The organism is Pseudomonas mendocina, assembly GCF_003008615.1.
Classification (GTDB): Bacteria; Pseudomonadota; Gammaproteobacteria; order Pseudomonadales; family Pseudomonadaceae; genus Aquipseudomonas; species Aquipseudomonas mendocina_C.
The window spans coordinates 4,988,412-5,000,472 of the sequence record NZ_CP027657.1 but is presented as its reverse complement, the minus strand read 5'-3'; the positions used below and the strand labels follow the sequence as shown (position 1 = coordinate 5,000,472).

The 12,061-nt window shown below is 60.7% G+C and carries 10 protein-coding genes; 5 read left to right on the top strand and 5 right to left on the bottom strand.

Going from position 1 to position 12,061, the window contains the following annotated elements; all coding sequences use genetic code 11:
- Positions 1 to 61 precede the first annotated feature (61 nt).
- Positions 62 to 1,318 carry an NADP-dependent isocitrate dehydrogenase gene (icd, locus tag C7A17_RS23095; RefSeq protein ID WP_106741022.1) on the bottom strand — a complete coding sequence of 419 codons (1,257 nt, stop codon included), beginning with the start codon at positions 1,316 to 1,318 and terminating at the stop codon, positions 62 to 64.
- 361 nt (positions 1,319 to 1,679) lie between these two features.
- Here icd and C7A17_RS23090 point away from each other — a divergent pair, with 361 nt between their 5' ends.
- Both C7A17_RS23090 and C7A17_RS23085 read left to right on the top strand, forming a co-directional pair.
- Entirely contained in the window at positions 1,680 to 3,908 is a 2,229-nt protein-coding gene (locus tag C7A17_RS23090) for an NADP-dependent isocitrate dehydrogenase (protein ID WP_106741020.1), read from the top strand.
- A gap of 120 nt (positions 3,909 to 4,028) precedes the next feature.
- The gene (locus C7A17_RS23085) at positions 4,029 to 4,466 is read left to right on the top strand and encodes an NUDIX hydrolase (protein WP_106741017.1); all 438 of its coding nucleotides are present in this window, start codon (positions 4,029 to 4,031) and stop codon (positions 4,464 to 4,466) included.
- Positions 4,467 to 4,525: 59 nt separating this feature from the next.
- Here the strand turns inward: C7A17_RS23085 and C7A17_RS23080 are convergent, their stop codons facing one another.
- From C7A17_RS23080 to C7A17_RS23065, 4 genes are all read right to left on the bottom strand, one after another.
- A complete protein-coding gene (locus C7A17_RS23080) occupies positions 4,526 to 5,908 on the bottom strand; it encodes a tripartite tricarboxylate transporter permease (RefSeq protein WP_106741015.1) in 1,383 nt (460 codons plus the stop codon).
- Positions 5,908 to 6,441 (bottom strand): hypothetical protein, encoded by a 534-nt coding sequence (locus C7A17_RS23075; RefSeq protein WP_106741012.1) that lies wholly within the window; start codon positions 6,439 to 6,441, stop codon positions 5,908 to 5,910. Before C7A17_RS23075 ends, C7A17_RS23080 begins: the two co-directional genes overlap by 1 nt.
- A gap of 105 nt (positions 6,442 to 6,546) precedes the next feature.
- Positions 6,547 to 7,455: a hydroxymethylglutaryl-CoA lyase gene (locus C7A17_RS23070; RefSeq protein ID WP_106741010.1), complete on the bottom strand. Its 909-nt coding sequence runs from the start codon at positions 7,453 to 7,455 to the stop codon at positions 6,547 to 6,549.
- Positions 7,452 to 8,798, bottom strand: a complete 1,347-nt coding sequence (locus C7A17_RS23065; protein ID WP_106741008.1) for a hydroxymethylglutaryl-CoA reductase, degradative — start codon at positions 8,796 to 8,798, stop codon at positions 7,452 to 7,454. The genes C7A17_RS23070 and C7A17_RS23065 overlap by 4 nt, the downstream gene beginning before the upstream one ends.
- 57 nt (positions 8,799 to 8,855) lie before the next feature.
- Between C7A17_RS23065 and C7A17_RS23060 the strand changes: the two genes are divergently transcribed.
- The 3 genes from C7A17_RS23060 (at position 8,856) to hflD (ending at position 12,059) form a co-directional block, all read left to right on the top strand.
- Positions 8,856 to 10,241, top strand: a complete 1,386-nt coding sequence (locus C7A17_RS23060; RefSeq protein ID WP_106741005.1) for an aminotransferase-like domain-containing protein — start codon at positions 8,856 to 8,858, stop codon at positions 10,239 to 10,241.
- An 88-nt stretch (positions 10,242 to 10,329) separates the two neighbouring features.
- Positions 10,330 to 11,442 carry a tRNA 2-thiouridine(34) synthase MnmA gene (gene mnmA, locus C7A17_RS23055; RefSeq protein WP_106741003.1) on the top strand — a complete coding sequence of 371 codons (1,113 nt, stop codon included), beginning with the start codon at positions 10,330 to 10,332 and terminating at the stop codon, positions 11,440 to 11,442.
- Positions 11,439 to 12,059 (top strand): high frequency lysogenization protein HflD, encoded by a 621-nt coding sequence (gene hflD, locus C7A17_RS23050; RefSeq protein ID WP_106741001.1) that lies wholly within the window; start codon positions 11,439 to 11,441, stop codon positions 12,057 to 12,059. Before mnmA ends, hflD begins: the two co-directional genes overlap by 4 nt.
- Positions 12,060 to 12,061: the final 2 nt, after the last annotated feature.

Here is a 12,061-nt window from a genome sequence, read left to right as displayed (position 1 = left end):
CATATGCCATGAAAAAGGCCGGTCAATTGACCGGCCTTTCTTTCATCGTGTGACTGCATTCTTACATGTGCTTGATCATCGCATCGCCGAATCCGGAGCACGACACCAAGGTCGCACCGTCCATCAGACGCTCGAAGTCATAGGTCACGGTCTTGGCGGCGATAGCGCCATTGGTACCCTTGATGATCAGATCCGCCGCCTCTGGCCAGCCCATGTGGCGCAGCATCATCTCGGCAGAGAGAATGACCGACCCAGGGTTGACCTTGTCCTGGCCGGCATATTTCGGCGCCGTACCGTGGGTCGCCTCGAACATGGCCACCGAGTCGGACAGGTTGGCGCCCGGCGCAATGCCAATGCCACCCACTTCGGCCGCCAGGGCATCGGATAGGTAGTCACCATTCAGATTGAGCGTGGCGATCACGTCATATTCGGCCGGGCGCAACAGGATCTGCTGCAGCATGGCGTCAGCGATCACGTCCTTGACCACGATGTTCTTGCCAGTCTTGGGGTTCTTGAACTGCATCCAGGGCCCGCCATCGAGTAACTCGGCGCCGAACTCTTCACGCGCGATCTCATAGCCCCACTCTTTGAAGGCCCCCTCGGTGAACTTCATGATATTGCCCTTGTGCACCAAGGTCACCGAGCCACGGTCGTTATCCACCGCGTACTGCAACGCCTTGCGCACCAGGCGCTTGGTGCCCGCCTCGGAAACCGGCTTGATGCCGATACCGCACATATCCGTGAAGCGGATCTTCTTGACGCCCATTTCCTCGGTGAGGAACTTGATGACCTTCTCGGCCTCCGGGCTGCCTGCTTTCCACTCGACACCAGCGTAAATGTCTTCGGAGTTTTCGCGGAAGATCACCATATCCACGTCACCCGGTTTTTTCACCGGGCTGGGTACGCCTTCGAACCAGCGCACCGGGCGCAGGCAGACGTAAAGATCCAGCTCCTGGCGCAAGGCCACGTTGAGCGAGCGAATGCCACCGCCAACAGGCGTGGTCAGCGGCCCCTTGATCGAAACGACGTAATCACGAACGGCCTCGAGGGTTTCTTTCGGCAGCCAGGTGTCCTGGTCATAAACCTGAGTGGCCTTTTCACCGGCGTAGACCTCCATCCAGGAAATCTTGCGCGCGCCGCCATAGGCTTTCTCGACGGCGGCATCGACGACCTTGATCATCACTGGGGAAATATCGACACCGATACCATCACCCTCGATGAACGGGATGATCGGGTTGTTCGGAACATTCAGCGACATATCGGCATTAACGGTGATTTTGTCACCGCTAGCTGGCACCTGGATCTTTTGGTATCCCATGCTGGACTCCATCTTGTGGTTAGACAGTGTGCATCCCCGAGAGTAGCGCAAACCCAGCAAGCGAGACACATGTGCAAAGGTCTTATTCATCTGGGCATTCTGCGACGAGGTGCCGCAGTGATATACTGCTTAGGTGACTAACGAGTCATAAGGGGCGACCTGCCTGGAACCAGGTAGCAACCTCTTGAAACCGGTTGATGGCCACCACTGTCAGCCGGCTCGAACCGCTCGACACTCTACGGGTGCATCCAACATCACCGCGGCGAGTCCTCGACCCAGCTCCGCCACCATGGGGCTCAAGCGTCTACCCGCGCAGGTCGAGTTTCTATGCGCGCTCAGCAAAGAAGAGAGTTAACCCTAAATGTCCACCCCTTCGAAGATCATCTACACCTTCACCGACGAAGCTCCGGCCCTCGCTACCTACTCGCTTCTGCCCATTGTAGAAGCCTTTGCCGCCTCGGCTGACATCTCCGTTGAAACCCGCGACATCTCTCTTGCTGGACGGATCCTGGCAAGCTTTGCCGACCGTCTGGCTGCCGACAAGCGCATCGATGACGACCTGGCCAAACTGGCCGAGCTGACCCTGCAGCCGGATGCCAACATCATCAAGCTGCCCAACATCAGCGCCTCCGTTCCGCAGCTCAAGGCAGCCATCGCCGAACTGCAAGCCCAGGGCTATAGCATCCCCGATTTCCCGGAAGATCCGCAGAGCGAAGAAGACAAGGAAGTTCGCGCCCGCTACGCCAAGGTACTGGGCAGCGCCGTGAACCCGGTTCTGCGCGAAGGCAACTCCGACCGCCGCGCCCCAGCCGCGGTCAAGGCCTATGCCCGCAAGCACCCGCACAGCATGGGCAAGTGGAGCATGGCTTCGCAGTCCCACGCCGACTACATGCGTGGCGGCGACTTCTTCTCCAGCGAGCAGTCGATCACCATGGCCAAAGCCGGTGACGTACGCATCGAATTCGTCAGCAAGGATGGCAAGGTAGAGGTGAAGAAAACCCTGCCACTGCAAGACGGCGAAGTGCTGGACAGTATGTTCATGAGCTGCAACAAGCTGCGCGCCTTCTTCGAGAAGACCCTGCAGGACTGCAAGGAAACCGGCGTAATGTGGTCCCTGCACGTCAAGGCGACCATGATGAAGGTCTCCCACCCGATCGTCTTCGGCCATGCCGTCAGCGTTTACTACAAAGACGTGTTCGACAAGTACGGCGACCTGTTCAAGGAACTGGGCGTCAATCCGAACAACGGCATCAGCAGCGTCTACGACAAGATCAAATCCCTGCCAGCCTCGCAGCAGGAAGAAATCCTGCATGACATCCACGAGGTCTATGCCCATCGCCCGGAAATGGCCATGGTCGACTCGGTCAAGGGCATCACCAACCTGCACATCCCGAGTGACGTGATCGTCGACGCCTCCATGCCGGCAATGATCCGCAACTCCGGTCAGATGTGGGGCAAGGACGGCAAGCAGAAAGACACCAAAGCCGTCATGCCTGAGAGCACCTACGCTCGCATCTACCAGGAAATGATCAACTTCTGCAAAACCAACGGCGCATTCGACCCGACCACCATGGGCAGCGTGCCGAACGTCGGCCTGATGGCGCAGAAAGCCGAAGAGTACGGTTCCCACGACAAGACCTTCGAAATGACCGCCGACGGCACCATGCGCGTCGTCGCTGCCGACGGCACCGTGCTGATGCAGCATGAAGTCGAAGCCGGCGATATCTGGCGCGCCTGCCAGACCAAGGACGCGCCGATTCGCGACTGGGTCAAGCTGGCCGTCACCCGCGCCCGCCAATCCGGCACCCCGGCCATCTTCTGGCTGGATCCGGAACGCGCCCACGACCGCGAACTGCAAAAGAAAGTCGAGCTGTACCTCAAGGATCACGACCTGAGCGGTCTGGATATCCGCATGATGGGCTACAACGAAGCCATCCGCGTATCCATGGAGCGCATGATTCGTGGCCAGGACACCATCTCGGTGACCGGCAACGTGCTGCGTGACTACCTGACCGACCTGTTCCCGATCATGGAGCTGGGCACTTCGGCCAAGATGCTGTCCATCGTTCCGTTGATGGCCGGCGGCGGCATGTACGAAACCGGCGCCGGTGGTTCGGCTCCGAAACACGTGCAGCAACTGGTAGAAGAGAACTACCTGCGCTGGGACTCCCTGGGCGAGTTCCTGGCCCTGGCCGTCTCGCTGGAAGAAACCGGCATCAAGACCAACAACGCCAAGGCCAAGGTGCTGGGCAAGACCCTGGATCAAGCCACCGGCAAGCTGCTGGACAACAACAAGTCCCCGGCGCGCAAGGTTGGCGAGATCGACAACCGTGGCAGCCACTTCTACCTGGCACTGTACTGGGCGCAAGCCCTGGCGGCCCAGGACGAAGATGCAGCGCTGAAAGCGCAATTCGCGCCACTGGCCAAGCAGCTCACCGAGCAGGAAGCCACCATCGTTGGCGAACTGGCCGCCGTACAAGGCAAGCCGGTCGAAATCGGTGGTTACTACCGCTCCAACCCTGAGCAGACCAGCAAGGTGATGCGCCCAAGCGCTACCTTCAACGCCGCTCTGGCTGCGCTGAACGCCTGATAAAGGCTTCGACGTGAAACGAACCCCGGCCTGGTGCCGGGGTTCTTTTTTATAGCGCAATGCTGAAAATGGCCCTGGCCAATCGGCACACCTGCACATCGTCCATCTGGAGCAACGGAAATGGAGTGGCAACCCCATATCACCGTGGCCACGGTCATCGAAGACCAGGGCCGCTTTCTGTTCGTCGAAGAATTCAAAGCCGGCCGCCTGGTGCTCAACCAGCCAGCCGGGCATCTGGAAGCCAATGAATCGCTACGCGAGGCCGCGCTGCGCGAAACCCTCGAGGAAACGGGCTGGGATGTCGAATTGACCGGCCTGCTCGGCATCTACCTTTACACGGCGCCGAGCAATGGCGTCACTTACCAACGCGTGTGCTTCAGCGCCCGCCCCGTGCACCACGACCCGCAGCGCGAGCTGGACACCGACATCAGCGATATCACCTGGCTGACCCGTGATGAACTGGCCGCTCAACCCGAGCGCTGGCGCAGCGAGCTGGTATTGCGTTGCGTGGATGACTACCTGGCCGGTATCAGCGGATCGCTGGAGCTGCTGCGATAACACGGAGGCCTGTTGACGCGGCAGCGCAAATCGCGCACTGCCGTGATGAACCGCCCCGCTCACCTCAACAGAGCCAACATCGCCGGAACGCTCAGCACCGCCGTGTAATACCCCATGAATTGCACGCCGATATTGAAGCCCAGAAAGCGCCCCAGGAAGCCACCGAGCAAACCGATGGTGACGACCACCAGCACCCCCAGCAGGCCGCCCTCCCAGATACCCACGACCAGCGCCAACCCGATGAAGGTGGAAATCACCGCCTCGTGACTGATCTTGCGGAACACGAAGGACGCAGCCCGGTGAGCGAAGCTCATGGAAAAGGGATAGGCAATCAGGATGGCGATAACCACCGCCAACATGCCGTAGCCGAAGAACTCCCAGTAGTTCAACAGATTGTGCAGGTTATTGACCTCGCCAGTCGCGCTATCCACGGTAAACCGCGGTGGTGCGTTGAACAGCGGCGCAGCTGGCCCTGCGGCTACCGGGCTGAGTGGTAGACCGAAGGCAATCAGGGGAATGAGCGCTTCTGCGATATAGGTCGATTCGGTTACGCCATTGCGCGCGGTGATCACGGTGGTCAGTCGCTCGTATGCCTGCTTGATACGTGCGCCGATCACCTCCCCCATGATCACAGTCATGGCCACGGGGCTGAAGACGAAGGTGGCACTGGTGACACTCGCGGCCATCGCGGTCATGCGTCTCTGGCGCTTGTTGATCACCCGAAACGGATTGGGAAAGTAGCCTTTCCACCCTTTCATGTCCGGAGCCAGAGAAAAGACCCGAAACCCATCACGGCGCATCTTCTCGCGCTCGACCGGCGCCAACAGCGAGAACAGTGACGCGATCAACGGTGCGACTGCGATACCGAGAAAATAGCTGACGGCCAGCTTGACGTCGTATTGAGCCGTCAGTGACTGCAAGGCAACGATGACCAGCACGAACGGCAGCAACGCCAGCACCGAGGCCCAGCGGCCGGCCGAAAAATAAGCAATGGCGAAGGCTGCACAGAGGAACACCCAAGGCGCGAACTGCTTGATCACATCGCCAAATGGTGCCAGCAACACCGCGAACAGCACCGACAATGGCACGGCGATCAGAGCGGCCAGCGCGCCGCCAGTGATCATCTTACGCAAGGCCACGTGAGGCACGCCGAGCCGGCGCAAGTAGTTGGCGTCACCGATGAGCGCAGTCGCCATCGTGTCGCCGGGAATCCCCAACAAAGCGGTAGGTACCGCGTGGGTCATATGCTTGGCGACCGCACCAGCCAGAAAAAAGGTGAGAATGCCGGCCGGCGGCGCCCCGAGCATCACGACCAACAGGGTCAGGGGAGCCAGGGTCGTGGTTTCATCGGTTCCTGAGACCAGGCCGATCGCAGAGAACAGCACCGCGCCGAACAGGCCAAGCGCCAAAGCCATCAGGATTTCGTAGAGCAGCCCTTCCATCACGAGCGCCCTCCGCTTGGCTGCAGGGACGCATGCGCATCCAGCCCGACGTCAGTCGCTGCCTCACGCGTAGCCTCTTCTCGGAGCTGGGCATCGCGAAATAGCTCGTAGAGGCCCAGGTCGCGCAGCTCGGCAAGCACTTCTGGCGAGGTTTCCTCAAGGCGACCAAGGCTGCCGTACTCCTTGAGCAAGTCATTGACCACCTGCTCACGAAACGCAGGATCTGCGACATGCTCGATCACATCCCTTTTGGGTTTGAACAGGATGGCACTGATCGTACCGCCACCCAGGCAGCCCAGAATCCCGAACAACATGGCGTAGGCTCTGGCCATCTGCGTCGAATCCAGAATGCCGCCAAGAATCCATAGCGCCAGTGCATAGGTACCGAGGCTGACGACGGAGCTGACAAGGATGGCCAGCACAAGGTGCCTGGCATCCACGGTGTCGCCCCACACCTCATAGAGGTTGCCCGTGTCGCGTATGACGTCGTCATTGGGCGGCGTTGCCGCCGGTCTGGCAAGTTCTTGAGTCATGATGTCCCTCGCCCTCGCGGGCTCTTGTTGTTATTGAGGAAGCAGTTGCCTGGACGACCGCGAGGCCGTCACTCATTGGTTATTGGTAGGCTGACAGGGCGTTCATCACTGATTGAATGCCCTGCTGCGTAAAGCAGTCGCCACCCGTGAGGCCGAGGCTTTGCCTAATGCCTTATCGATAAAGGCCCCTGCTTCGAGCAGTGCAGGAAGATCCACACCAGTCGCCACTCCCTGGCCCTGGAACAGGTAGACCAGCTCTTCGGTTGCCACGTTGCCAGTGGCGCCTGGTGAGTAAGGGCAACCGCCCAGCCCGGAAATCGAGCTGTCGAACACCCGCACACCAGCCTCCAGAGCTGCCTGAACGTTGGCGACTGCCATGCCGTAGGTGTCATGAAAGTGCCCGGCCAACGCCGTGATCGGCACCTCGCTGGCGCAGGCCTCCAGGAGCCGCCTGGTGTTGCCGGGTGTACCTCTGCCGATGGTGTCGCCCAGGCTGATCTCGTAGCAGCCCATGGCATACAGCTCACGGGCGACTCGAACCACATCGGCCACCGACACCTCACCGCTGAACGGGCAACCCAGCACGCAGGAAACGTAGCCACGTACCGCTACGCCCCGCTCTGCCGCCTTGGCAAGCACAGGCTGGAAGCGCTGCAGACTTTCATCGATGGAACAGTTGATGTTCTTCTGCGAGAACGCCTCGGATGCCGCCGCGGACACGGCGACCTCCCGGCAATCGACCTCCAGCGCAGCATCCAGCCCCTTGAGGTTAGGAACCAGCGCCGTGTAGGTAACCCCCGGACGCCGTCCAAGTCGTCGCAGGATCTCATCGGAGCCAGCCATCTGCGGAACCCAGCGCGGCGAGACGAAAGCGCCTGCCTCCAGGGTTCTCAATCCGGCTACGACCAGACGCTCGATCAGCTCCACGCGTATCTCCACCGGTAGCGCCAGGGCCTCGTTCTGCAGGCCGTCACGTGCACCAACCTCTACCAGCTTCACCGTATCCATGGTCATTGCCCACGCTTCTCGCGCAGCAGAACCTCTGCGCGGTCAGCACGTACATCTCGCGCCTCGACCATCAGCTTGACCAGCCAGTCCACCTCATCGCCACGAGCGCCAGCCGACAGTGAGACATTGCGCGCATGCAAGGCCATGTGGCCACGCTGAATGCCTTCGGTGGCCAGGGCGCGCAAAGCCCCGAGGTTCTGCGCCAAGCCCACGGCGACCGCTATTTCGCCCAGCTCCTGTGCGCTCTTCACACCAAGAATGCGCAGCGACAACTGCGCCAGGGGATGCGTCTTGGTGGCGCCCCCCACCAACCCCAGCGGCATGGGCATTTCAATCGTGCCGACCAGGTGGCCTTGGCTGTCCTTCTCCCAGGTGGTCAGGGAGCCGTAGTGACCATTGCGACAGGCATATGCATGGGCGCCAGCTTCCACCGCTCGCCAGTCATTACCGGTGGCCACCACCAATGGATCGATGCCATTCATGATGCCTTTGTTGTGTGTCGCAGCTCGGTAGGGGTCGATAGCCGCAAAGGTATAGGCATCTATCACCCCCTCGATGACCTCTGCCCCTTTGTACTCTGGCGTATCCAGATGCTCCGGCGCGATGCGCACCTGGGCGCGAGCCAAGCGCAGATCGGCCAGGTTGGAAAGAATGCGCAAACGCACCTTGCCCCCTGTGATCTGCTCCATCAGCGGTGCCACCGCCTCCGCCATGGTATTGACCGTATTCGCCCCCATGGCGTCGCGCACGTCGACGATCAGGTGAGCCACCAGCATCGGCCCGCGAGGGCTGTCGATGAAGGTGTGCACTTCGATGTCGCGACAACCGCCACCCAGGCTGTTCAGCAACTGATCCTTGCTGTTGGCCAGGGCGATGATCTCTTCCTTGCTGCGCAACAGGCTGAGCCGCGCATTGTAGGGATCGCTGACACCAATGATCTGTACCTGAGCACGCATCAATGGCGCACTGCTGGAAGTCTGGAAACCACCGGATTGACGGGCCAGCTTGGCCATGAACGAAGCCGCGGCAACCACCGAAGGCTCCTCCACCACCAGCGGAATCACTACATCCCTGCCGTTGATGCGAAAGTTGCTCGCCAGCGCGTAGGGCAACTCGAACGTGCCAACCACGTTCTCGATCATGCCGTCGGCGATTTCAATTGGCAGGGCACCGGCATCACGTAGAAGAGCGAAGTCCTCGGCAGGCAGACCGAGCAATTGCTTAACGTAGTCGAGGCGTTTCGAGGGTGACAGATTGCGGAAATTGGGCAGGCGGGAGTCGATCGACATGGGGGCTCTCTTGGAGTCGTTTGTTCTTGGTTGGGGGAACACTATCCTCACTGTATCCATGAAAGAAGGTACAGTTTGCCCAGACACTTACCCCCATGTACCCACGACCTTTTTGCCATGCCCAAACAAACCCTTGCGCAAAAAGTTGCTGACGCGATTGCCAGGCAGATCGCCGAAGGCGCCCTGCTGGAAGGCAACAAACTGCCATCGCTGCGCGAGTACATGCGCCTGCATGGGTACTCCAAGAACACCGTGATCACTGCCTACGAACACCTGGCATCACAGGGGCTGGTAGAGGCTCGGCACGGCAAGGGCTTCTTCGTCTGCAAGAACCTGAAAGTCCGCACGGAGGATGACGAATCACAGCCTTACACCCGAGCGCTGGACACCATCTGGATGATGCGTCAGCAGTTCGTCCGCGACCCTGGCCACTCACACCTGGGCGAGGGATTCCCACCGATTGAATGGCTGATGGATATGCGCCTGGACAAATTCCATCGGCAAGTGGTGCGCGGCGGGGTCTCCACCCTGTTTCGCTACGGAACACGGCTGGGTAATCCCGACCTGCGCCAGCGCCTGGTACAGAAGCTGGCGGACTACCAGATTGCCGTTTCGCAACGGCAACTGGTGACCACCCTGGGCGCCAACCACGGCATGGATCTGATCATCCGTCGCTACGTGATGCCTGGCGACACGGTTCTGGTTGAGGATCCGGGCTACTACCCGTTGTTCGGAAAGCTGCAACTGCAAGGGGCACGCATGCTCGGCATTGCGCGAGAAGCCGATGGCCCGGATCTGGATGCGCTGGAACACGTTCTGAAAAAGCACAGGCCCAAGCTGTTCTTCCTTCAATCCGTGGGTCATAACCCGACCGGCTCCGACCTCTCACCAGCCAAGGCGCACCATCTGCTGCAGATTGCCGAAGCGCATGATCTTTTGCTGGTGGAAAATGACGCCATGGCCGACTTCAAACCCAGTTCGGCGATAAAACTGACGGCTCTGGATCAGTCCGAACGCACCCTTTATCTGGGCAGCTTTTCCAAATCGATTTCCGCCGCCTTGCGTGTCGGCTTCATCGCCGGCAGCAAGAAACGTATCGAGGAACTGGCCGACCTGAAGATGCTGCTGCACAACAGTGGCGCCGAGTACAGTGAACGCACCATCGACGTGATCCTCGCCGAAGGGCACTTCCTGCGCCACCTGTCGCGCCTTCAGGAGCGCTTGCGAGCCGCCACCAAACGCGGCCTGGAGGTACTCGATGGACTGGGCGCAGAGGTATTCTGCCGGCCCGAACAGAGCCTTTACCTGTGGGCCCGCTTTCCTGGCGCCGACGACGCCAACACCCTTACCCGCCAGTGCCTGAGCCAGGGCGTGATGCTTGCCCCGGGCTCGATTTTCGCGGTCGATCGGCAGACGCCAGTTCCCTGGACGCGGCTCAATGTCGCCTACCTGGATGACCCGGCCTTTCGCCGCAGCCTGACGCACCTGGGGCTTGCGCGATAAGAACCACAGCCGCTCTCGCCCGTGCACTGAACGGGCGGAGGCTTTCTGGTAGACTCGGCAACTTTTCAGGCTTCACTCGCAGACCCCCATGCAAGCACCTAGCACCCAACGCGTGATCGTCGGCATGTCCGGCGGCGTCGATTCATCCGTTTCCGCCCTGCTGTTGATCGAGCAGGGTTATCAGGTCGAAGGCCTGTTCATGAAGAACTGGGACGAAGACGACGGCACCGAATACTGCACCGCCATGGATGACCTGGCCGACGCCCAGGCCGTATGCGACCGCATCGGCATCAAACTGCACACCGCCAACTTCGCGGCGGAGTACTGGGATAACGTGTTCGAGCACTTTCTGGCCGAATACAAGGCCGGACGCACGCCGAATCCGGACATCCTGTGCAACCGCGAGATCAAGTTCAAAGCCTTCCTCGACTACGCCCTGTCACTCGGAGCCGACCTGATCGCCACCGGCCACTATGTGCGCCGCCGCGACATCGATGGCCGCACCGAACTGCTCAAGGGCCTGGATCCGAACAAGGATCAGAGCTACTTCCTGCACGCCGTGGGCGGTGAGCAGATCGCCAAGACCCTGTTCCCGGTCGGTGAGCTGGAAAAGCCACAGGTGCGCGCCATTGCCGAGAAATACGAACTGGCCACGGCGAAGAAGAAGGACTCCACCGGTATCTGCTTCATTGGCGAACGTCGCTTCAGCGACTTCCTCAAGCAGTACCTGCCGGCGCAGCCAGGCGATATCGAAACCACCGACGGTCAGGTCATCGGTCGTCACCATGGCCTGATGTACCACACCATCGGCCAGCGCCAGGGCCTAGGCATCGGCGGTTTGAAGGATGCCAGCGATGATCCCTGGTACGTGCTGCGCAAGGATCTGACACGCAATGTACTGATCGTCGGCCAAGGCAACGAACACCCATGGCTGTTCTCCCGCGCCCTGCTCGCCTCGGAAATCTACTGGGTCAACCCGGTGGATCTGAGCAGCCCACGCCGCCTGACGGCCAAGGTGCGCTATCGCCAGAGCGACCAGCGCTGCACCCTGGAAAAGACCGAGAACGGCTATCGCGCCGTATTCGATGAACCCCAACGCGCCGTAACCCCCGGCCAGTCCGTGGTGTTCTACGACGGCGAGGTATGCCTGGGTGGCGGCGTGATCGAAACCGCCGAAGCCTGGTACGAGGACGCCCGATGAGCCCACTTCAGGAACAACTGGTCGCGCTCGGCGCCGTATTCGAAGCTGCGGTACTGGCCGACAAGATCGCCCGCACCGGTCAGGTCAGCGAGGCATCGATGAGTTGCATGCTCGGCAGCCTGCTGGTACGCGACCCGAAGAGCACGCTGGATGTCTACGGCGGTGACGATCTCAACCTGCGCGATGGCTACCGCGCACTGATCAGCTCGCTGGAGCGCAATCCGTCGGCATTGCAGCGCGAACCCCTGCGCTATTCCCTGGCGATGATCGGCCTGGAGCGCCAACTGGACAAGCGCGGCGACATGCTCGAGACCATGGGCAATCGCCTGGATCAGATCCAGCAACAGGTCGAGCACTTCGGCCTGGTGCACGACAACGTCATCGCTGCCTGTGGCGGCCTGTACCAGGACACCATCAGCACCTTCCGCCAGCGCATTCAGGTGCAAGGCGACATGCGCTTCCTGCAGCAGCCCAGCAACGCCGCAAAAATTCGCGCACTCCTGCTTGCCGGCATTCGCTCGGCACGTCTGTGGCGGCAACTGGGCGGCCATCGCTGGCAACTGGTATTCAGCCGCGGCAAGCTGCTCAAGGAACTCTACGAACTGACGCGCGCCTGAAC